Annotated in this window: 18 protein-coding genes; 13 read left to right on the top strand and 5 right to left on the bottom strand. The window is 72.9% G+C overall.

Going from position 1 to position 21,825, the window contains the following annotated elements; translation table 11 throughout:
* Positions 1-70 precede the first annotated feature (70 nt).
* The gene (locus BIV03_RS00825; protein WP_071294262.1) at positions 71-439 is read left to right on the top strand and encodes a hypothetical protein; all 369 of its coding nucleotides are present in this window, start codon (positions 71-73) and stop codon (positions 437-439) included.
* 69 nt (positions 440-508) lie between these two features.
* Here BIV03_RS00825 and BIV03_RS00830 read toward each other — a convergent pair whose 3' ends face one another.
* Both BIV03_RS00830 and BIV03_RS00835 read right to left on the bottom strand, forming a co-directional pair.
* Positions 509-2,098, bottom strand: coding sequence for a GMC family oxidoreductase (locus tag BIV03_RS00830; protein WP_071294356.1), 1,590 nt, complete (start codon positions 2,096-2,098; stop codon positions 509-511).
* A complete protein-coding gene (locus BIV03_RS00835) occupies positions 2,095-3,444 on the bottom strand; it encodes an alpha/beta hydrolase (protein ID WP_083403105.1) in 1,350 nt (449 codons plus the stop codon). Before BIV03_RS00835 ends, BIV03_RS00830 begins: the two co-directional genes overlap by 4 nt.
* 127 nt (positions 3,445-3,571) lie before the next feature.
* Here BIV03_RS00835 and BIV03_RS00840 point away from each other — a divergent pair, with 127 nt between their 5' ends.
* From BIV03_RS00840 to BIV03_RS00895, 12 genes are all read left to right on the top strand, one after another.
* Positions 3,572-6,121 carry a carboxylate--amine ligase/circularly permuted type 2 ATP-grasp protein gene (locus BIV03_RS00840; protein ID WP_071294263.1) on the top strand — a complete coding sequence of 850 codons (2,550 nt, stop codon included), beginning with the start codon at positions 3,572-3,574 and terminating at the stop codon, positions 6,119-6,121.
* The gene (locus BIV03_RS00845) at positions 6,121-7,905 is read left to right on the top strand and encodes an N-acetylglutaminylglutamine amidotransferase (RefSeq protein WP_071294264.1); all 1,785 of its coding nucleotides are present in this window, start codon (positions 6,121-6,123) and stop codon (positions 7,903-7,905) included. The genes BIV03_RS00840 and BIV03_RS00845 overlap by 1 nt, the downstream gene beginning before the upstream one ends.
* Positions 7,902-9,833, top strand: a complete 1,932-nt coding sequence (locus tag BIV03_RS00850) for a prolyl oligopeptidase family serine peptidase (RefSeq protein ID WP_071294265.1) — start codon at positions 7,902-7,904, stop codon at positions 9,831-9,833. Before BIV03_RS00845 ends, BIV03_RS00850 begins: the two co-directional genes overlap by 4 nt.
* Positions 9,834-9,940: 107 nt before the next feature.
* Complete coding sequence (locus tag BIV03_RS00855; RefSeq protein ID WP_083403106.1) at positions 9,941-10,855, top strand: GNAT family N-acetyltransferase; 915 nt, start codon at positions 9,941-9,943, stop codon at positions 10,853-10,855.
* Between the two features lie 126 nt (positions 10,856-10,981).
* Positions 10,982-11,983, top strand: a complete 1,002-nt coding sequence (locus BIV03_RS18560) for a matrixin family metalloprotease (RefSeq protein ID WP_083403107.1) — start codon at positions 10,982-10,984, stop codon at positions 11,981-11,983.
* A gap of 50 nt (positions 11,984-12,033) precedes the next feature.
* The gene (locus tag BIV03_RS00865) at positions 12,034-12,750 is read left to right on the top strand and encodes a GntR family transcriptional regulator (RefSeq protein ID WP_070417415.1); all 717 of its coding nucleotides are present in this window, start codon (positions 12,034-12,036) and stop codon (positions 12,748-12,750) included.
* 192 nt (positions 12,751-12,942) lie between these two features.
* On the top strand, positions 12,943-13,941 hold the full coding sequence (locus tag BIV03_RS00870) for a sugar phosphate isomerase/epimerase (protein ID WP_071294266.1): 999 nt from the start codon (positions 12,943-12,945) through the stop codon (positions 13,939-13,941).
* Positions 13,938-14,891, top strand: a complete 954-nt coding sequence (locus BIV03_RS00875; RefSeq protein ID WP_071294267.1) for a 3-hydroxyacyl-CoA dehydrogenase family protein — start codon at positions 13,938-13,940, stop codon at positions 14,889-14,891. Before BIV03_RS00870 ends, BIV03_RS00875 begins: the two co-directional genes overlap by 4 nt.
* 11 nt (positions 14,892-14,902) lie before the next feature.
* Positions 14,903-15,670, top strand: a complete 768-nt coding sequence (locus tag BIV03_RS00880) for an SDR family NAD(P)-dependent oxidoreductase (protein WP_071294268.1) — start codon at positions 14,903-14,905, stop codon at positions 15,668-15,670.
* Between the two features lie 78 nt (positions 15,671-15,748).
* Complete coding sequence (locus BIV03_RS00885) at positions 15,749-17,131, top strand: MFS transporter (RefSeq protein ID WP_071294269.1); 1,383 nt, start codon at positions 15,749-15,751, stop codon at positions 17,129-17,131.
* Positions 17,128-18,834: a dihydroxyacetone kinase family protein gene (locus BIV03_RS00890; RefSeq protein WP_071294270.1), complete on the top strand. Its 1,707-nt coding sequence runs from the start codon at positions 17,128-17,130 to the stop codon at positions 18,832-18,834. The genes BIV03_RS00885 and BIV03_RS00890 overlap by 4 nt, the downstream gene beginning before the upstream one ends.
* On the top strand, positions 18,831-19,601 hold the full coding sequence (locus BIV03_RS00895; RefSeq protein ID WP_071294271.1) for a triose-phosphate isomerase family protein: 771 nt from the start codon (positions 18,831-18,833) through the stop codon (positions 19,599-19,601). The genes BIV03_RS00890 and BIV03_RS00895 overlap by 4 nt, the downstream gene beginning before the upstream one ends.
* A gap of 13 nt (positions 19,602-19,614) precedes the next feature.
* Here BIV03_RS00895 and BIV03_RS00900 read toward each other — a convergent pair whose 3' ends face one another.
* The 3 genes from BIV03_RS00900 to BIV03_RS19370 are packed head-to-tail and all read right to left on the bottom strand — an operon-like array spanning position 19,615 to position 21,759.
* Entirely contained in the window at positions 19,615-20,286 is a 672-nt protein-coding gene (locus tag BIV03_RS00900) for a response regulator transcription factor (RefSeq protein ID WP_071294272.1), read from the bottom strand.
* Complete coding sequence (locus tag BIV03_RS00905) at positions 20,283-21,563, bottom strand: sensor histidine kinase (protein WP_139201810.1); 1,281 nt, start codon at positions 21,561-21,563, stop codon at positions 20,283-20,285. The genes BIV03_RS00900 and BIV03_RS00905 overlap by 4 nt, the downstream gene beginning before the upstream one ends.
* A gap of 34 nt (positions 21,564-21,597) precedes the next feature.
* Positions 21,598-21,759, bottom strand: a complete 162-nt coding sequence (locus BIV03_RS19370; protein ID WP_175475656.1) for a hypothetical protein — start codon at positions 21,757-21,759, stop codon at positions 21,598-21,600.
* Positions 21,760-21,825: the final 66 nt, after the last annotated feature.

Below are 21,825 nucleotides of genomic sequence, written 5' to 3' on the forward strand. Positions count from 1 at the left end.
CAGTCCGGCTGTGCGGCACCCCCGCACCGATCCTACGTGGTATTCCAGTATCAGCCAGGAGGCTCGGGGGATGGACGTCATCGAGGTCGACGAGCGCGACAGCACGTGGGAGGACCCGCGCCCGCGCCTCCGCGTGTACGTCCAGCGCCCCGACGGCGACGTGTTCGCGACGGAGACGACCGACCTGCTCGAGGCCGACGTCCTGCAGGCCGTCGACTGGGCCCAGCGCCGCGCCGCCGAGCACGAGGGCGCGCTCTGGTCGCTCGCACTCGTCTCCGACGACCGGCGCGGGTTGCGCGGGCTCACCTGGCTCGTGGGATCGGACGCGAACGACCCACCGGAGGACGACCTCGACGTCGACCGCCGTGCGCGCATGCGCGCGCGGCGGGCGGATCCGGTCGTGGTGCCGATCGAGGACCGGGCACCCGCCGACTCCTGACCGCCACCGATGACGGACGGGAGGTGCGGTGCGAGCCCGCACCGCGCCTCCCGTCCCTCGGCTCGCGCGTCAGGCGACGGCGGTCGCGGCCTGCTCGCGGTCGGCGGAGGCGTCGTCGCGGAGCAGCCGGTCGGCGGTGCGGAGCGACAGCGCCATGATCGTCAGCGCCGGGTTCGCGATGAGGGAGCTCGGGAACACCGAGTTGTCCACGACCCACAGGTTCGGCACGTCCCACGACCGGCCGGCGGCGTCCACGACCGAGTTCCCCGCGTCGGTGCCCATCCGCGCCGTGCCGACGGTGTGCGCCGTGCGGTCGAGGACCCGGACGTCCGTGCCGCCCGCTGCCTCGACGATCGCGGTCATCGTGCGCACCGCGTGGCGGGTGATGGCCTCCTCGTTCGACCCGGGCGAGAACGTGACGCGGGCCTTCGGCACCCCGTTCGCGTCGACCTCGTCCGCGAGGACGAGCCGGTTGCCGTCGTACGGCAGGCACTCGGCGTTGATGCCGACGCCGGCCATGCGCGGGTAGTCCTGCAGCGCCCGGACGAGCGCGGCGCCGCGGAGCCCGCCGCCCCGCACGAGCGAGGTGGCGAGCGTCAGCGGCTGCACACCGAGGCTCTGGATGAGGTAGCCGCCCGCGAAGTCCGCGTCGGCGGGGCGGACGAAGTCCTCGGTGATGATCGACGACGGGTACCCGCGGTAGGACCGCATCGACTCGTCGAAGGTCGCCCAGACCTGGGTGGCCCCGTGCGCGGTGAAGTTCCGGCCGACCTGGCCGCTGCTGTTCGCGATCCCGGTGTGCAGCAGCAGGCGCGGGGTCTCGATGCCACCCGCGGCGAGGACGAGCGTGCGGCAGCGCTGCCGGTGGTCGCGGCCGTCCTGGCGGTAGACGACGGCCTCGACCCGGCCCCGGGCGTCGAGCTCGATGCCGTGCACGAACGCCTCGGCGCGGATCTCCGCACCGAACGCGACGGCGGCGGGCAGGTAGGTGGTGTCCATCGACACCTTCGCCCCGTTCCGGCAGCCCTGGTGGCAGGAACCGCAGGACACGCAGGCCTGGCGGAGCCCGTGGTGCTCCTGGTGCCGGTCCTCGGTGGTGAGGCCGACGGGGGCGTCCGTGGCGGTGATGCCCACGGCGGCGGCACCCCGGATCATCATGTCCGACGAGGCGTTCCGCGGCGGCGGGCCCATGCGGTAGCGGCGCTCCGGGTCCCACGGGTAGTGCGCGGGTCCGGCGACGCCGACGTCGTGCTCGGCCTGCTCGATCCAGCGGGTGAGCTCGGCGTGGTCGATCGGCCAGTCCTCGCCCTGCCCGGAGTCGGTGCGGAGCCGGATGTCGTGCTGGTTCGGCCGCGGTGTGAACGCGCCCCAGTGCAGGGTCGAGCCGCCGACGCCGGTGCCGCTGTTGTTCGGGCCGAAGGCGGTCGGGGCGCTGCCGCCGCTGATCCGCTCGTCCATCCAGTTGATGTCCCCGGGCGCCTCGACCTCGTCGGGGGTGTACTGCTCCGGGTCGGTGTTCGGGCCGGCCTCGAGCGCGACGACGCTGAGGCCTCGGCGGGCGAGGGTGGCGAGCAGCGGTGCGCCGCCCGCGCCGGTCCCGACGACGACGACGTCGACGACTTCGTCCTCGCTGTGGTGGCGCTGGTGGTCGAGTCTCATCGTCCGGCTCCCGTCGGTTCCCATGCTTCGCGCTCGCCGGCTCCGAGGAGCAGGAAGCCCTGTTTGCGCAGCCCGTCGCCGCCGTTGGCGAAGCCGTCGTAGTCCACCGCGGCCATCGTCGCCGGGTGCGCCATCCACTGCTTGGCGAGGTCGACGCTGGCGTCCTCGAGCCACGCTCGCAGCTGCGAACCGTCGAGCGGACCCGTCGTCGGTGTGTACTCGCCCGCGGTGACCGCGTCGAGCACCCCGGCGAGGTGCTCGTCGCCCTGCGCGGCGTCGGCCTCGAGTGCGTCGAGTCCGGCTCGGTAGGCCTCGACGTCGGCGGGAAGGCCGTCCGGTCGCCAACCGTCGCCGAGTTCGTCGGCCAGCTGGTCGTCGACGCGGAGTGCAAGGTCGAGGTGGCGGTCGCCCGGCTGCGGGACGACGACGCGGGCCACGGCGCGCAACGTGTCGAGCTGCTCGCGGGTGAGGGCACGCGGTTCGCGGTCCGGGGCGTCGGGGAGCGCTCGGACGGCGAGGATGCCGCGGGTCCGTGCGCTCACGCGGGGTGAGGCGATGACGCGGGCGGTCTCGGCGGGGACGAGCGGACCGTGGTCGACCCGGCGGTGCCAGAAGTCGCGGATGCGGTCGGCGACGGCGTCGGGCTGCTCCCACGGCAGCAGGTGCGCGGCGTCCGGCACCGCGTCGAACTCGCCCGCGGTCCAGTGCGGCAGGTTCAGCGTCCGCTGGGCCTCGGGGCCGAGGTCGCCGTCCTCGGCGCCGGCCAGCACCAGGGCGGGGACAGGGTTCGGCGGGAAGACGGTCGACCAGTCCTCGCGGCTGCCGCGGACGAGCCAGTCGGTCCAGGCCTGCGGGACGGCGCGCTCGACGTCGTGCACCGCGATCGCGTGCGGCTCCGGGTCGAGGCGGGACGCGGTGTTGGCGTCGACGAACGCATCCGCCTCGTCGGGGCCGATCTCGCCGTCCGACGCCCAGTCGAGCATGGTCTGCCGGCGCTCGTCGTCCATCGGCTCGGGGGAGAGCGGCGACGCGGCGAGCAGCACCACGGCGCGCAGGCCGAACAGGCCGTTGCTGCCGTCGACGGTGCGCGAGGCGACGACGGACGCCACCTTCCCGCCCATCGAGTGCCCGATCAGCGCCCAGTCGGTGGCACCGCTCCGGCCGATCGCACGTTCGACGAGCACGACCATCTCCTCGACGGTTGTGCCGGTCGCGGCCGTGCTGGTACCGAACCCGGGCAGGTCGATCCCGACCAGGTCGAGCGTCCCGGCGAGGCGGGACCGCAGCCCGACGAACTCCTCGGAACTCGATCCGAGGGCGTGCAGGCAGAACACGGTGGTGGGCATCCTTCGTTCCTACGTGCCGCGGCGCCGGCGCTCCCAGCGGGGTGTACCCCGTGCGGCATTGTTTCGAGCATGCGACGATCTGCCGTCGGGCGGGGCCTTCCACAAGGTGCGGCGATAGGTTCGGCCCATGAGTGCAGAGCTGACGCTCGGCGCCGAGGAAGAACTGCACCTCATCGACCTCGATTCCGGACGACTTTCCGCGAAGGCCCCGCGCCTTCTGCCCAAACTGCCCGCCGACCGGTTCGGCGCTGAACTCCAGCGCACGACCATCGAAACGAACACCCCCGTGGTGCGCACCCTCGACGACCTGAGACGGGTGATCGTCGACCTGCGCAGCGAACTGAGCGCCGCGATCGCCCCCGCCGGGGTCACGATCGCCGCTGCCGGCACCGCGCCGCGGTCGGAGTACGCCGACTTCGAGCTGACCTCCGGTGGACGGTACGGCCGCATGCAGGAGCAGTACCGGATGCTCGTCGACGAACAGCTCATCTGCGGCCTGCAGGTGCACGTCGGTGTGAGCGACCGCGACCTGGCGGTGCAGATCGCCCAGCGGGTGGCCCCGGTGCTGCCGGTGCTGCTGGCGCTCAGTGCGTCGAGTCCGTTCTGGAACGGGCAGGACACCGGGTACTCATCGTTCCGCAGCATCATCTGGCAGCGCTGGCCCTCGGCGGGCAGCTTCGGGCGCGTCAAGGACGCCGCCGAGTACGACGCGATGCTCGACGACCTCATCGCGTCCGGGGTGATCGCCGACAAGAAGATGGCGTACTTCGACGTGCGGCCGTCCTCGCACGCCCCGACGCTCGAGCTCCGGGTGTGCGACGCGACGCCGATCGTGGACGACGCCGTGCTCATCGCCGGGTTGTTCCGCGCCGCCGTCCGCAAGGCGGAGAAGGCGGTCGAGTCCGGTGCCGAGTGGCGACCGCGCAGCGAGCCCCTGCACCGGGCAGCGATGTGGCAGGCCGCCCGCGGTGGCCTGACCGGCGAACTGCTCGGGCTCGGGCAACACCCGGAGCGGCTGCCCGCCGAGACCGCCGTCCGCCAGCTCGTCTCACGGCTCCGTCCGGAGCTCGAGGAGCTCGGCGACTGGGGCACGGTGGCGGAGCTCGTCGAGGACACCCTCGCCCGCGGGAACTCCACGGACCGGCAGCGCACCGCGTACGCCGAGCGCGGCGAGCTCGACGACGTCGTGGCCTCGGTCGTCGAGGACACCGCCGGGACGCCCTCCGGCCGCACCGAGCACCCGACCGTGACGCTGCCGTCGTACCGCGTCCGCGCCGGTGACGAGGCCGTCGGTCCGGGAGCCCGGCCCCGCCCCGCGTTCCGCGACCTCGCGGTGTTCTTCCGCGGGTGGGACGCCGAGACCACCATCGAACGCTGCGCCGCCCGCGACACCTGGACCCGCGAGCACGAGGTCGGCTTCGTGGTCGACGGCGGCGTCCAGGCGTTCGGCTGCGACCTCGTCCCGCGGACCGTCAGCGCCTACGAGTGGAGCCAGCTCGCCGCCGGCCTCGGGCAGCGCGCCCGCGCGATCGAGCTGTTCCTCCGGGACGCCTACGGGCCCCGGCGGATCGTGGCGGACGGCGCGATGGACGAGCGCCAGTTCGTCGGGGCCAACGGGTGGGACCCGGCGGCCGCCCGGCTGCCGCAGGACGCCGTGCGTGCGCCCGTGATGGGGTTCGACCTGGTCCGGAACGAGTTCGGCGGGTGGCGCGTGCTCGAGGACAACGTCCGGTCGCCCTCAGGCGTCGCGTACGGCATCGCGCTCCGCGAGCTGATGGACGAGGTGGTGCCGGACGCCCCGCGGCCGGAGCACCTGCTCGACCCGCACGGTGTGGTCGACCGCCTCCGCGACACGCTCCGCACGAACGCGACCGCCGTGACCGGTGAACCGGACCCGGTGATCGCGCTGATCAGCGACGGCCCCGCCGCCGGCGCGTGGTTCGAGCACCGCAGGCTGGCCGACGGGGCCGGGTTGCGCCTCCTGGCCGGCTCGGACCTGGACGTCCGCGACGGACACGTCGTCGAGGCGCGGACGGGTGACGTGCTGCACGGGCTGTACCTGCGCATCGACCGCGACGTCAGCGCGCTCGCGGCGGAGCACGCACCGGACCTCGGTGCGCGCATCCTCGACGTCGCCGAGGCCGGTGGCGTGCACCTGGCGAACGCGCCGGGCAACGCGCTCGTCGACGACAAGGCGATGTACGTCACCGTGCCGGACCTCATCTGGTACTACCTCGACGAGAAGCCGCTGCTCGACTCGGTCCCCACGTACCGGACCAGCATCGAGGGCGAACGGCTCTCCGTGCTCGACCGCGTCGGCGAGCTCGTGACGAAGCCCGTCGACGGCGAGGGCGGTCGGGACGTCCTGATCGGTCCGAGCGCGAGCGCTCCCGAGGTCGCCGAGCGGCGCCGGGCGATCGCCGCGGACCCCGACCGTTGGGTCGGGCAGGAGGTCGTGCAGCTGTCGTCGCACCCGACCATCGGCCCGGCCGGCCTCGACCCCCGGCACGTCGACCTGCGTGCCTTCGTCTACGTCACGGGCACGGGGCCGGACGACACCCACCTCGCCGACGTCGCGCTCACGCGGGTGGCGCCGGAGGGGAGCATGGTCGTGAACTCCTCGCGCGGCGGCGGCGCCAAGGACACCTGGATCACCGGAACGGCAGGGGACAGCTGATGTGCGGACTCGCGGGAGAACTCCGGTTCGACGGGACGGCGCCGGACGTCGCGGCCGTGGCGCGGATGACGGGCTGCCTCGTGCACCGCGGCCCCGACGGCGACGGGCTGTGGGCGCGCGGACCGGTCGCGCTCGGGCACCGACGGCTGTCGATCGTCGACCTGTCCACCGCGGGCGCGCAGCCGATGGTGCACCCCCGTGCCGGACTGACCATCGCCTACAACGGCATGGTCTACAACTACCGACAGCTCCGCGACGAGCTGCGCGGCCGGGGCCACGAGTTCTTCTCGACCTCGGACACCGAGGTCATCCTCGCCGCCTACGCCGAGTGGGGCACCCGGTTCGTCGACCACCTGGTCGGGATGTTCGCGATCGCCATCTGGGAGCACGCCAGCGGCCGGCTCGTCCTCGCCCGCGACCGGCTCGGCATCAAGCCGCTCTACGTCGCCGAGGTCCCCGGCGGGGTGCGGTTCGCGAGCTCACTGCCCGCTGTCCTGGCCGGTGGTGGCGTCGACACGAGCATCGACCCGGTCGCCTTCGCGTCGTACATGACCTTCCACTCGATCGTCCCGGCGCCCCGCACGATCCTGTCCGGCGTCGGCAAGCTGCCGCCCGCGACCGTCCGGGTCATCGAGCGCGACGGGACCTCCCGTGACGAGACGTACTGGGAGCCCCGCTTCGAGCGCGACCCGGACAAGGCCGACTGGACCGACCAGGACTGGCAGGAGGCCTTCACCGCGAAGCTCCGCACTGCGGTCGAGCGCCGCATGGTCGCCGACGTCCCGGTCGGCGTGCTGCTCTCGGGCGGGATCGACTCCTCGCTGGTCGTGGCACTGCTCGCCGAGGCCGGGCAGCAGGACCTCGCCACGTTCAGCATCGGCTTCGAGTCGGCCGGTGGCGAGTCCGGCGACGAGTTCGAGTACTCCGACGAGGTCGCGCGCCACTTCGGCACCGACCACCACCGCATCCGCATCCCCTCGTCGCGCCTGCTCGACGGCATCGACGGCGCGATCAGTGCGATGAGCGAGCCGATGGTCAGCCACGACTGCGTCGCCTTCTACCTGCTCTCGGAAGAGGTGTCGCAGCACGTCAAGGTCGTGCAGTCCGGGCAGGGTGCGGACGAGGTGCTCGGCGGCTACAGCTGGTACCCGCCGCTCGCCTCCGTCCCGCGGGACCAGGCCGCCGAGGTCTACCGCTCGGTGTTCATGGACCGCCGGTGGCCGGCACTCCAACCCCTGCTCGGGGAACGCTGGCGGAGCGACGACGACACGCCCTCGGCGTTCGTGGACGCCGCGTTCGCCGTGCCGGGCGCCGAGACCAGCGTCGACGCCGCGCTCCGCAGCGACACGATGACGATGCTCGTCGACGACCCGGTGAAGCGCGTCGACAACATGACGATGGCGTGGGGACTCGAGGCCCGCGTTCCGTTCCTCGACCACGAGTTCGTCGAGTTCGCCGGCGCGATCCCACCCGAGCTCAAGCTCGCGGACGGCGGCAAGGGCGTCATGAAGCGCGCGGCCCGCGGCATCGTCCCCGACGCCGTCATCGACCGGACGAAGGGGTACTTCCCGGTGCCGGCGATCCGGCAGCTCGAGGGCCCGTACCTCGAGCGCGTCCGGCAGGCCCTGCACGCCCCGGAGGCGCGGGAGCGCGGGCTCTTCGATCCGGGTACGGTCGAGCGGATGCTCCAGGACCCGAACAGCACGCGGACCGAGATCGGCGCGAACGCGCTCTGGCAGCTCGGCCTGATCGAGATGTGGCTGCAGCAGCAGGGGGTGCGGTGAGCGGGCCCGCCGTGCGGCCAGGAGGCGCGACCCACCTCGAGCCGTCGGCACGCGCCCGGCAGGCGGCCGACCTGGGCGAGCGCCTCGTCGCGGCCTGGGGATCGTGGGGGCCCACCATGACGCGGAACGCCCGCCGCGTCGCGTTCGTGAGCGACCGGCACGGCACCCCCGAGGTCTTCGTGCAGGACGTCGTCGTCGGCGACGGAGCACCCGAGCCCGTGCGGATCCGGCTGTCCGACGACCCCGTGATCCGGGTGACGTGGTCCTCCGACGGGGAGTGGCTCGCCGTGGCCATCGCGACCGACGGCGGCGTGAAGCAGCAGGTCTGGGTGGTCCGACCCGACGGCACCGACGCCGCGCAGATCGCCGGGTCGCGGTACCAGCACGCCGAACTCGGCCCGTGGAGCCGCAGCGGCCACCGGGTCGTCATCACCCTGCCGTCCACCGAGGCCGACCAGCCCGCCCGCTCGTACCTCGTCGACCCCGTCTCCGGCGACCGCGACGACCTCGCGGTGGGGGAGCTCATCCACATCCTCGACCTCAGCGTCGAGGAGCGCCTCGTCGTGCTCCGGGACGGGCAGCGTGGCCACGAATTCGTCGTGGTCGTCGACCGGCTCACCGACGAGAGCCACGCGCTGCTCGCCGACTCGCCGGACGGCTCGGCGGAGATCGCCTTCCTCCGACCGGCACCCGCGAGCGAGACCAGTCCGCTCGTCGCCTACGTCGCCACCGAGGCCGGGCTGCCCCGTCGCGGGCTCGTCGCCCAGCCGGTCGGCCCGCACGGATGGCGCGGTGCACCCCGACGGATCACCGAGCGCGACGACGCCGAACTGGAGTACCTCGACGCCGACGACGCCGGCCGGACCCTGCTGCTCGTCTGGAACGTCGACGGCCGGAGCGAACTCGACCTCATCAACACGCACGACGCCTCGCGGACGCCCGTGCCGGACCTGCCCGGGTACGTCGTCACCGACCCGGTGCTCAGCCGCGACGGGCGCAGCGTGCTGCTCGCCGTCGAGGGACCCCTGCGGCCCCGTGAGCTCTGGCGCCTGGACACGAACGCGCTGACGTGGAGCCGGGTCACCGGCGTCCCCGGGCTGCCGGACGTGCCGCTGGTCGAGCCGACGCTCGAGCGCTTCGCGGCGCGCGACGGACTGGAGATCACCGGCTGGCTGTACCGGGCGGTGGAGCCGGCCACGTCGTCGACCGGTGGTGGTCCCGACGTCGGTGCCGTGCCTCCCGAGCCGCGCGCAGCGCTCGTCCACCTGCACGGCGGACCGGAGTCGCAGGAGCGACCCACGTTCTCCCCGCAGCACCAGGCGCTCGCCGCCGCGGGCATCACGGTGTTCGCACCGAACATCCGCGGGTCCAGCGGGTACGGACGCGACTTCGTGCACGCGGACGACCTCGGGCTGCGCTGGAACGCGCTCGCCGACGTCGTGGACTGCGCGCGGTTCCTCGTGTCGAACGGGTACGCGGACCGCTCCCGCGTCGCCGTCGAGGGCCGCTCGTACGGCGGGTACGCGACGCTCGCGTCCCTGGCGTTCACGCCGGACGTCTTCGCGGCCGGGGTCGCCGTGTGCGGGATGAGCGACTTCGCGACCTTCTACCGGGACACCGAGCCGTGGATCGCCTCGGCGGCCGCGACGAAGTACGGCCACCCCGTGGACGACGCCGCGCTGCTCGACTCGCTGTCGCCGATGCGGGCGATCGACGACGTCACCGCGCCGCTGCTCGTCGTGCACGGCGAGCTCGACACCAACGTGCCGATCGGTGAGGCGCACCAGGTGGTCGAGGCGCTCACGGCGAGGTCGCACGACGTGGAGTACCTCGAGCTCGCGGGCGAGGGGCACGAGTACCGCCGGGCCACGTCGCGCGCGGAGCTCGTGCGGCGGATGGTGGCGTTCGTGGCGGCGCGGCTGGCGTAGCGCCTGCCGCTGGCCGCCTGCCGCTGGCCGCCGGCCCCCCCCCCGGGTGCTGTGTCACGCGGTGCAACGATGTGCGGTCGGTGTCCGCGGCGTCGCAGGATGGACCCATGACGACCGATGCCCCGACGACCGACCTGACCCGACCCGGAGCGGTCGTCCTGACCACCGCGACGGACGTCGAGGCCGTCGTCGCCCGCGCCCGCAACACCTACGCCGCCGCCGTCGTCGCGGACACGGCCGGCTGGGAGGACGGGGACCGGCGTCGCCTCGAGGACCTCGGCTTCCGCGGCGGCGACCCCCGCGGCGCGGCGGTGCGGACGCTCGACCTCACGATCGCCGACGACGGCACCCCGACCCGGCTCCTCGACAACCCCGCGCTCGCGTCCCTGAACGGCGAGCACGCCCGGTTCGCCGAGCGTCGCGGCGACATCGCGCGGTACCTGCCCGACGTGTCGGTCTGGACCGGGATCCCGGAGCGACCGACGGCCGCGGACTGGGACGACGTGCGCGCGCTGCTCGGACCCGGCGCGGTCTTCGGCGTCGGTGCGTCCGCCGTCCTCCCCGAGGGCTGGCACGCCGTCGAGGGTTCCGGGGGCGTGCAGCTCACCGGCGAGGACATCGAGGGCGCTCCGGACCCCGAGGCCGTCGAGCTCACCCCCGACGACGTCCCCGAGATCCTCGAGCTCATCGCCCGCACGAAGCCCGGGCCGTTCCTGCCCCGCACGATCGAGCTCGGCCGGTACGTCGGTGTCCGGCGCGAGGGCCGCCTCATCGCGATGGCCGGGGAGCGCCTGCACCCGCCGGGGTGGACCGAGATCAGCGCGGTGTGCACGGACGCCGACTTCCGCGGGCAGGGGCTCGGACGACGCCTCGTGCTCGACGTCGCGCACGGCATCCGCGCGCGGGGCGAGACGCCGCTCATGCACGCCGCCGCCGGCAACACCGGGGCGATCGGGCTGTACCAGCACCTCGGGTTCCGGTTGCGGGAGCGGGGTGCGCCGCGGTTCGTGCAGGTGCCCTGAGCACAGTCTCCGCGCGTGCGCACGGCCAGTTCGGGGGGTTGACCGCGCCGTCCGGGGGTCCGCACACTGACTGCGCCCGGCAGGGGGCTGCCGGTACAGGGGACCAGGAGGGTCGACAACGTGCGGATGTCCACCGTGACCGCAGGGGCGGTCGTGCTCGGGATCGCGCTCGCCGCGGTCGTCTCCACGTCGGTCGGCGTCCCGCACGCCGATGCCGCACCGTCCTGCCGCGGGGACCGGATCACCGTCGCCGCGCTGTCGTCGGGGTGTGCCGTGTCGTCCGGTACGGTCGTGCTGCCGGACGGTCGGCAGTTCCGGGTGCCGCCGGTCGGGACGACGGTCTCCGCGATGCCGGTCGGCGCAGCGGGCAGTGCCGACGACGGGGACGTGTCGGTGACGAACACCGGCCGCTCGGGCGTCGCGGTCCTCGTGCACGACCAGTGGTCCGGGGCACCGGCAGCCATCCGCCAGGAGCGTGCCGCCCTCGCGCACCGGACGCTCCCGGGCGGTTCCGGACTCCGGGCCACGGGCGGAGCGGCATCGTCGACGGCGGCCACGGGCGGGACGTCCAGCTGCTCCGCGACGGCGTACACGAAGCTCGGCTTCCGCTGGGCCAACACCGTCGAGTGGAGTTACAACCCGAACAACCAGAAGGTGTCCGGCGCAGCAGCCATCGGCGCCGGTGCCGACGCCTGGACCGGGACCACGTCGGCGTGCGGCCGGACGGTGAAGTCGACTGCGGACGACAAGCCCCTCGGCAGCCGGAAGCGCGCGATGGGCGTCACCGCCACCGGTGGCTGCGGCGCGTCCGACGGCTCGAACATGGTCGGGTGGGGATCGCTGCGCTCCGGGACCCTCGCGGTGACCTGCGTCTGGTCGCGCTCGGGCGTCGCGGTCGAGGCCGACCAGCGGTACTCGACGTCGGTCGACTGGTCCGCCGCGTCGACCTGCTCGGGGAAGCGCTTCGACCTGCGCGGGGTCGCCACGCACGAATGGGGGCACGCGTACGGCCTCGGGCACACCGCGGCGACGAGCGGCCTCGTGATGAAGCCCGCGTCGACGACGTGCGAGACCGGCCAGCGGACCCTCGGCCTCGGCGACCTGATCGGCATCGACGCGCTCTACTGATCCGGAGCGGGGCGAGGCGCCCGCGATCCTGGATTCTCTAGGATCGATGCATGTCGACCACGATGCCGGGCTTCGGGACCGAGCGCATCACCCAGCTCGGGCTGCGCGACCGCGTCTACGACCGGGTGCTCGAGGTCCTGATGGGGCACGACGTCGAACCGGGCATGCGCCTGTCGATCGACGGACTGGCCCGCTCCCTCGGCGTCTCGCCGACCCCGGTGCGCGAGGCGCTCGTGCAGCTCGAACGCACCGGGCTCGTCACGCGTGAGGCCAACAAGGGGTACCGGGTGTCCCCGCCGCTCGCCGGCGACCAGCTCGAGGCCCTCTTCGACGCCCGACTCATCGTGGAGTCGGGGGCCGTCGAGCTGGCTGCGCGCGGCGACGTCCCCGCCCTGCGGTCACGGTTGGCGACGGCACTCGCCGAGCAGGCGGCCGTGGCCGAGGAGATCGCCGCGATCGGTGCGGGTGCGGCGTCCGAGGAGCTGATGGCGCGGTTCTTCCGGGCCGACTGGCAGTTCCACCAGGTCGTCTTCGACGCGACGCGCAACCCGTTCCTCGAGGAGATGTCCGAGATCATCACGACCCGCGTCCACCGGATGCGGCAGATCGTCGAGGGTGGTGGCGACGACACCGACCGTGCCGTGCAGGAGCACCGCGCCGTCCTCGACGCACTGGCCGAGGACCCCGCATCGGCGGTCGCGGCGATGCGGCACCACATCGATGCCGTGCGGCTCCGGTCGCGAGCGGACGCGTCGCACACCGCCTGATCCGGCCCGGGCGGACGCCCGTCCCGAGGTTCGGGTCAACGGGACGGGCGTCCTGATCCTCCGTGCCCGCCCTCCTTCGGAGCCCCCCGGACGAGGGGTTTGGTCCGATCGATTGCGAATCTCCGACGACGGAGTATCTTTCCTATAGGAAAGAGGTTCGATGACGAACCCCGACATGCGAAGGAGCATCCCGTGAGCACACCGCAGGACTGGGTCGACCAAGACTGGGACTCCAGCAGCTGGACGGCCGACACCTGGCCGATCGCGACGTGTCTGCACGGGTTCCCGCAGGTGACGCGCGACGGCGTCGCCTTCCACGACGCGGACCCGGCCGTGTGGGACGACGTCTTCGCCCAGATCGAGGCCGTCGGGTTCTCGCTCGCCGAACTCGCCGACAGCCACATCCGGCCCGCCGACCTCGAACGGTCCCGCCGCGACGAGCTGTTCGCGATCGCGAAGGCTCACGGCGTCGGCATCCCGTCGGTGCACCTGCAGCGCAAGAGCGTCGTCCAGCCCGGGCACGAGGAGGACAACCTCGCCTACGCCCACCGCACGATCGATGCGGCGGCCGAGTGGGGCATGCAGGTGTTCTCGACGGGGCTCCACCAGCCGTTCAACGAGGCCCAGCGGAAGGCGCTCTGGTTCTGGACCGCGCAGGGCCCGAAGGACCCGGACGACGCGGAGGTCCGTGCCGCCGCCGTGTCCCGTCTGCGTGAGCTCGGCGAGCACGCCGCGAGCGTCGGACTCCCGATGGCGCTGGAGCTGTACGAGGACACCTACCTCGGCACGGCGGACAGCGCCGTCCGACTCGTCGAGGAGATCGGCCTCGACAACGTCGGGCTGAACGCCGACGTCGCGAACCTCATCCGCCTGCACCGTCCGGTCGAGGACTGGAAGGAGCTGTTCGCGAAGACCCTGCCGTACACGAACTACCTCCACGTGAAGAACTACACGCGGGACGAGGCCGGCGACGGAAGCTGGGCGACGAGCGCGCCGAGCACGATGGAGGCCGGACTCATCAACTACCGCCAGGTCCTGCGCGACGCGGTCGCCGACGGCTTCCGCGGGATCGTCATGACCGAGCAGTACGGCGGGGACAGCCTCGGCGTCTGCGCCACCAACCAGCAGTACATCCGTTCCGTCCTCGCCACCTCGGTGGTCGGGGCGACGAAGCAAGGAGTCACCCGATGAGCACCCTCGACATCGCCGTCGTCGGATCCGGCTACATGGGCGGCGGGATCGCCCAGGTCCTCGCCCTCGCCGGTCACACCGTCCGGATCGCCGACGTCTCGGCGGAGATCGCCGCGTCCAACCGCGCCCGGCTCATCACCGAGACGGAGCAGTTCGTCGCGGACGGGCTGTTCCCCGCTGATGCCGTGTCGCGGGTGGAGGCCCACCTCAGCGCCGCCGCCTCGATCGAGGAAGCGGTCGCCTCGGCCGACTTCATCGAGGAGGCCGTCCCCGAGAAGCTCGAGATCAAGCACGCGACGCTCCGGCGCATCAGCGAGGCCGCCCGCCCGGACGCCGTCATCGGCTCGAACACGTCGACGATCCTCATCGAGTCGCTGGCCGAGGCCGTCGTGGGTCCGGAGCGGTTCCTCGGCGTGCACTTCTCGAACCCGGCGCCGTTCATCCCCGGCGTCGAGCTCATCCCGCACCCGACGACGAACGAGCACGCGATCACGGTCGGCGAGGCCGTCGTCGCGGCCACGGGCAAGCAGTCCGCGCGGGTGAAGGACTCGACCGGGTTCGTGCTGAACCGCCTGCAGTACGCGCTCTTCGAGGAAGCCACGAAGATCGCCGACGAGGGCATCGCGACCCCCGACGACATCGACACCATCGTGCGGACGACGTTCGGCTTCCGCCTGCCGTTCTTCGGCCCGTTCGCGATCGCCGACATGGCCGGACTCGACGTGTACGCGTTCTGCTTCGAGTCGCTGCAGACCCGCTGGCCCGAGCGCTTCGCGACCCCGCCGTCCCTGCAGCAGCACGTCGACGCGGGCGAGCTCGGCACGAAGTCGGGTGCCGGGTACCTCGAGGTGCCCGCCGACCGCACGCCGGAACTCGTCGCCTACCGCAACAAGGCCTACGTCGCGATGCAGAAGCTCCTCGACGAGCTCGGCCCGGCCCCGATCCACTGAGGCGGAACACCATGGACAACGAACAGCAGCACCGCACCGCCGTCCTGACCGGGGCCGCATCGCCCCGGGGGATCGGCCGCGCCACCGCCCACCACCTCGCCGAGGCCGGGTGGGACATCGGGATCATCGACGTCGACCAGGACGCCAGCGCGGCGGTCGCCGCCGAGATCCGCGAGCAGCACGGCGTCCGGGCCGTCGGCGTGGGCGCGAACGTCGCCGACGAGACCGCCGTCCGGACCGCCTTCGACACGATCGAGGCCGAGCTCGACCCGATCGTCGCCCTGGTCAACCTCGCCGGGGTGTCCTCGGCGCACGCCTACCTCGACCTCCCGGAGGGGGAGTGGCACCGTGTGTTGTCGATCAATCTCGACGGCGTGCACTTCGCGAGCCTGCGGGCGGCGGAGTCGATGGTGCGGAACGGCTACGGCCGCATCGTGAACCTGTCGTCGGTCTCCGCCCAGCGCGGCGGCGGCACGTTCAGCAAGACCCCCTACACGGTCGCGAAGGCCGGCGTGATCGGTCTGACCCGTGGCCTCGCCCGCGAGCTCGGGCCGAAGGGCGTCACCGTCAACGCGATCGCGCCCGGGCCGATCGACACCGACATCATGGGCGGCACCCTGACCGAGGAGCGCAAGACCGCGATGGCCGCCGACGGCGTGCTGCCGCGGATCGGCACCCCGAGGGACATCGCCGCCGCGATCGCCTACCTCATCAGCGAGGACGCCGGGTTCGTCACGGGCCAGACGCTGAACGTCGACGGCGGCCTGTACATGCACTGACGGGTCCACCGTCCCCTCCCAACCCACCGCACCGTCCCCTCCCAACCCACCGCACCGTGCTCGCAAAGGAGCGAACCCGTGTCACTTCCCCCTGCCCCCGCGCTCGGGTCCACGCACGACCCGGCCTTGAAGTCGGCGATCGGCAAGGCGACGAAGCACCTCATGCCGATGCTCGTCATCCTGTACTTCGTCGCGTTCCTCGACCGCACCAACGTCGGGTTCGCCGAGGAGGCCCTGAGCGTCGACCGCGGCATCTCCGACGCCGCCTTCGCGCTCGGTGCCGGCATCTTCTTCATCGGCTACGCGATCTTCGAGATCCCGTCCAACCTGCTGCTCAAGCGCCTGGGTGCACGCTTCTGGCTCGCCCGCATCGCGATCACGTGGGGCATCGTCGCCGCGCTGTTCTCGTTCACGACGAACGACACGATGTTCATCATCCTGCGGTTCATCCTCGGCGTGACCGAGGCCGGACTCTTCCCCGGCGTGATCATGTACCTGTCCGAGTGGTTCCCGAACAAGGTCCGCGTGCGGATGTTCGCGATCTTCTACCTGGCGCAGCCGTTCTCGCAGATGATCGGCGCACCGCTGTCGGGCGGACTGATCAGCTTCGGCGACCAGGCCACCCCGTTCCACGGCTGGCAGGTGATGTTCGCGGGTGAGGGACTGCTCGCGGTCCTGGCCGGCATCGCGGCCCTGGTGTTCCTGACGAACAGTCCGCAGCAGGCGAAGTGGCTCGAGCCGGGGGAGAAGGACTCGCTCACGGCGGCGATGGCCCGCGAGGACACCGCCCGCAGCGAGGACGGCCCGACGGGCATCTGGAAGGCACTGGCCAGCGGTCGCGTCTGGTACTTCACGATCATCTACTTCTGCCTGCAGGTCGCCGTGTACGGCACGACGTTCTACCTGCCGCAGCAGGTCTCGTCGCTGCTCGGCCAGGACGTCGGCTGGCAGGTCGGGCTGGTCGCGGCGATCCCGTGGCTCGTCGGGCTCGTCGCCTGCTACCTCGTCGGCTCGCGGGCGGACACCGTCGGGCGTCGTCGACGCTGGGGCACCTGGTTCTACATCACCACCGGCCTGTCGATCCTCGGGTCCGCCTGGGCCGGCGCGAACGGGCAGCCGATCCTCGGCATCCTGTTCATCACGCTGGCGGTCGCGAGCTTCCTCGCGGTGGGACCGATCACGTGGGCGTACCCGACGGCCTTCCTGACCGGGGCCGCAGCGGCCGCGGGCATCGGGCTCATCAACTCGCTCGGCAACCTCGGCGGGTTCGTGGCGCCGATCATGCGCACGGCGATCAACGACGTGGTGCCCACGGACAGCGGAGCGTTCGGCATCGTGTCGCTCGGGGTCCTGGCGTTCGTGGCCGCGGTGATGATCTTCTGCACGAAGTACTTCCGTGGTGCGAAGGCGGACGAGCTGCTCGACACCACGCACGTGCGCACCCAGGGGGACGAGCGATGACCCGGCTCTTCAACGACCCGGCGGACTTCGCCGACGAGTCGACCGACGGGTTCGTCGCCGCGAACGAGCGGTGGGTCCGGAAGGTCCACGGCGGGGTCGCCCGGTCGACCACGTCGCCGGACGGCACGGTCGCGCTCGTGATCGGCGGCGGGTCCGGGCACTACCCGGCGTTCGGCGGGCTCGTCGGGCACGGGCTCGCGGCCGGTGCGGCGATGGGGAACCTGTTCGCCAGCCCGAGCGCGCAGCAGGTCACGGCGGTCGCGAATGCATCCGAGCACGGCGGCGGGGTGCTGCTGAGCTACGGCAACTACGCCGGCGACGTCCTCAACTTCGACGCGGCCGCACGCACGCTCGAAGCCTCCGGGATCAGCGTCCGCACGGTGCGGGTCACGGACGACGTGGTGAGCGCGCCCGCCGATCGCGCGCACGAACGGCGCGGGATCGCGGGGGACCTCTGCGTGTTCAAGGTCGCCGGAGCCGCCGCCGAGCGGGGCGACGACCTCGACACCGTCACGGCGATCGCGGAGCGGGCGAACGACCGCACCCGATCGTTCGGCGTCGCGTTCTCCGGCTGCTCCCTCCCCGGCGCCGAGGAACCCCTGTTCACCGTCCCCGAGGGTCGCATGGCGATCGGCATGGGCATCCACGGCGAACGCGGCATCGACGAGACCGACGTCCCGACCGCCGACGGACTCGCCGCGCTGCTCGTCGACCGGTTGCTCGACGAACTGCCGGCCGGGGTCACCGCCGCCGGCTCCCGCGTCGTCCCGATCCTCAACGGGCTCGGGAGCGTGAAGTACGAGGAGCTCTTCGTCGTCTACCGGTCGGTGCAGCGCCGGCTCGTCGACGCGGGCGTCGTCATCGTCGAGCCCGAGGTCGGGGAGCTCGTCACGAGCTTCGACATGGCCGGCGTCTCACTGACGCTGTTCTGGCTGGACGCGGAGCTCGAGGAGCTCTGGGCCGCCCCGGCCGACACCCCCGCGTACCGCAAGGGCGGTGCCGTCCCCGCGGAGCGCGTCGCACCCTCCGTGGCGGCGGCCGACGCGGCACCCGACGAGGTCGGCCCGGCCAGCGAGGACTCCCGGGCCGTCGCCGTCCAGGTCGCCGCCGGCTTCGCCGCGGTCCGCTCGGTCATCGACGAGCACGCCGACGAACTCGGCCGCATCGACGCGGTGGCCGGTGACGGGGACCACGGCATCGGCATGCAGCGGGGATCGCAAGCCGCCGCCGAGGCCGCGTCCGACGCGGTCGAGCGTGGAGCCGGCGTGGGCAGCGTGCTGCGGATCGCCGGCGACGCCTGGTCCGACAAGGCCGGTGGCACGTCCGGTGCGATCTGGGGCGCGGCCCTGGAGGCACTGGGTCGCGTGCTCGGGGACGACTCGCGTCCGACGGGTGTGGACGTCGTCGAGGCCGTCGGTGCGGCGACCGAGGCGGTCCTCGCCTTCGGCGCGGCGCCCGGGGACAAGACGATGGTGGACGCGCTCGTCCCGTTCCGCGAGGCCCTCCGTTCGCGGGTCGACGACGATGCGGCGCTCGCCGATGCCTGGCGTGCGGCGGTGTCCGCCGCGCAGGACGCTGCGCAGGGCACCGCCGAGCTGCTGCCGAGGAAGGGCCGGGCCAGGACCCACGCCGAGCACGCCGTCGGGACGGTCGACCCGGGAGCGGTGTCCTTCGCGCTGATCGTGGAGGCCGTCGCGCCGTGATCACCATCGGGGTGTCGCTCAAGACGTACTTCTCGCACGCCCGGACGCTGTCGTGGGCGGCCGAGGTCGCGGACGTCGCCCGGCGGCACCCCGCGGTGACCTCCGGTGCCGCGTCGCTCTTCGTGGTGCCGACGTTCCCGGCGCTCGTCCCGGTCCGCCGCATCCTGACCGACGCCGGTGCTCCCGTGCTGCTCGGCGCCCAGGACCTGTCGTGGGCCGACGCGGGGGCGTACACCGGCGAGGTCACGGGTGCGGAGCTGCGCGAGATCGGCGTCGACCTCGTCGAGATCGGCCACGCCGAACGGCGCTCCCTGTTCCACGAGACGGACGACGAGGTCGCGGGGAAGGTGCACGCCGCCTTCCGCAACCACCTGCGGCCGCTGGTCTGCGTCGGGGAGGCGAGTCGCGCCTCCCGAGCGGAGACCGTCGCCGAGGTGACCGCGCAGCTCGACCTGGCCGTCTCGACGGCGGTCGCGGACGGACTGGCGGGGCCGCTCGTCGTGGCGTACGAGCCGGTGTGGGCCATCGGCGCCCCGGCACCGGCGCCCGACGAGCACGTCGTGGGGGTGCTCGCGGGGATCGAGGAGCACCTGGCCACGCGGCCGGAACTCGCCGGGTCGGTCGTGATCTACGGCGGCAGTGCCGGACCGGGGCTGCTCACCCGCGGGCAGGGGCGGATCGGCGGCCTCTTCCTGGGGCGGTTCGCGCACGACCCGGCGGCGATCGCCACGATCCTCGACGAGGTGGCGGCGCTCGAGGGACGCTGAGCCGGCCCGCCGCTCAGGCGTCGCGAGCGCCCGCCAGCCCGTGGTCGTGCGCGTAGACCACGAGCTGCACCCGGTCCCGCAGCGCGAGCTTCCCGAGGATGCTCGAGATCTGCGTCTTCACCGTGGACTCCGTGACGAACTCCTTCGCCGCGATCTCCGCGTTCGACAACCCGCGCGAGGCCCAGCCGAACACGATGCGCTCCCGGTCCGTCAGCGACTGGAACGCCTCGGGCTGCGGCGCCGGCGCGCGCTCGACGTCGGCGCCGAACAGCTGGGATAGGTCGTTCGGCGCGATCACCGAGCTCCCCTCGTGCACCGCCCGGACGGCCGCGAACAGGAACGGCGGCGTGGTGTCCTTCAGCAGGAAGCCGCTCGCGCCGAGGCGGATCGCGGTGGCGGCAGCGGGGTCGAGGCCGAACGTCGTCAGCACGACCACGCGGGGGAGCGGCCCCTCGACCGCGCCGGAGAACAGCTGCCGGACGGTCTCGACCCCGTCCATGCCCGACATCCGCATGTCGAGGAGCATCACGTCCGGTCGCAGCTCGGGGATGCTCGCCAGGGCCTCGGCGCCGTCGGACGCCTCGCCGACGACGACCATGTCGTCCTGGGCGTCGAGCACGACGCGGAGGCCTGCTCGGAACAGTGCCTGGTCGTCGGTGAGCAGGATGCGGATCGGATCGGTCATCGGTTGGTCCCCCCAAGGACGTCGAACGGGATGCGGGCACGTGCGGCGAACACGTCGTCGAGGACGGCGGCGTCGAAGGACCCGCCGAGTGCGGTGAGCCGGGACTGCATGCCGGCGAGGCCACGGCCGGACCCGCGGGTGCTCACCGGCGGGACGGCGACCGGGCCGGTCCCGACGGTGCTGGCGCCGGGCGCGGCCGTCCCGACGGTGCCGGCGGTCGGGACGAGGTTCTCGACCTCGAGCACCAGGTCGGCCGACCGCCAGGTCTCCCGCACCGTCACCGGCATCCCGGGGGCGCCGTGTCGGAGCGCGTTCGTGAGCATCTCCTGCAGTACCCGGCGGGCGGCGGTCCCGCTCTCCGGCCCGAGCACCACCGGGACCCCGCGGACGGCCTGGTCGACGTCGACCCCGGCCTCGCGGATGCCCTGCACGATCTCCTCGAGCGACCCCGGGTCGGTCGAGGCGCCGGAGCCGTCGATGTGCCCGAGCACCTGCCGGACCTCGACGAGGGAGCTCCGGGCAGTGCTCGCGATCGTGGCGCTCACCTCGCGGATGCGGGCCTCGTCGGCGAGGAACGGCACCGAGTCGGCCTGCGCGATGATCACGGCGAGGGAGTGGCCGACCACGTCGTGCACGTCGCGGGCGATGTCCGCACGGATGCGCTCGGACTCGGCGACGTCGATGGCCCGGGTGGCGGTGGCCTCGGCCTCGGTGGCGACGGCCTCGGCGCGGGACGCCGCGGCCTCGGCGTCCGCCCGGCGTTCGGACTCGCGGTCCCGCGAACGGAAGGCCCGGACGGCGACCCCGCCCGCCCAGACCCCGAGGAGCGCCGTCACCGGAGCGGCCATCGCCAGGAACGCCTGGTCGCGCGGGCCGTTGATGAGGACGAGGAACCGGAAGCCGGTGAGTGCGAGGTAGAGCGTCGCGCTGATGCCGGCCACGAACGCCAGTAGGCCCGACACGATGACCTCACCGCGCGTGCCGACGACCGCCGCCGTGCCGATGACCACGAAGATGGCGATGTCGACGAGCGACGGCCGCTCGCCGCCGCCGACCTGGACGATGCCGAGGACGACGATCATGAGCATCGCCGCGGACGGCGAGACCCGTCGGAGCGCGATCGCCCCGGCCGCGGCCAGGACCGCGAAGAAGCTCGCGTGTTCGAGCTCGAGGTCGATCGGGAGCAGGAAGACGAACGCCGCGAAGACCGCCCAGGCCACGTCGATGATGATCGAGCGGGTGGCGAGCGGCCGGATGAACGTGCGCCGTTCCGTCACGGCACGATCATCGCACGGGGGCGTCGTCCGCCGGTCACGGGACCGGCGACATCGCGATGAGGGCGGTGGCCGTGACCGTGACGATCGCGGCGCAGACCAGCAGGGTGGCGATCGTGTGCTTCGTCGAGGACTCCATGCTCCGAGCCTCGCCGAGCGGGGCGCGCAGGGCATCGGGCGCACGGGTGAACGCGTTCATCCGCACGGATGAAGGCGTCTGGTCCGTCGCGACGCGACCGGGTGGCGGCCTGGAGGCGCGGGTCGG

The sequence above is a fragment of the Curtobacterium sp. MCBA15_016 genome, from assembly GCF_001865105.1.
GTDB lineage: Bacteria > Actinomycetota > Actinomycetes > Actinomycetales > Microbacteriaceae > Curtobacterium.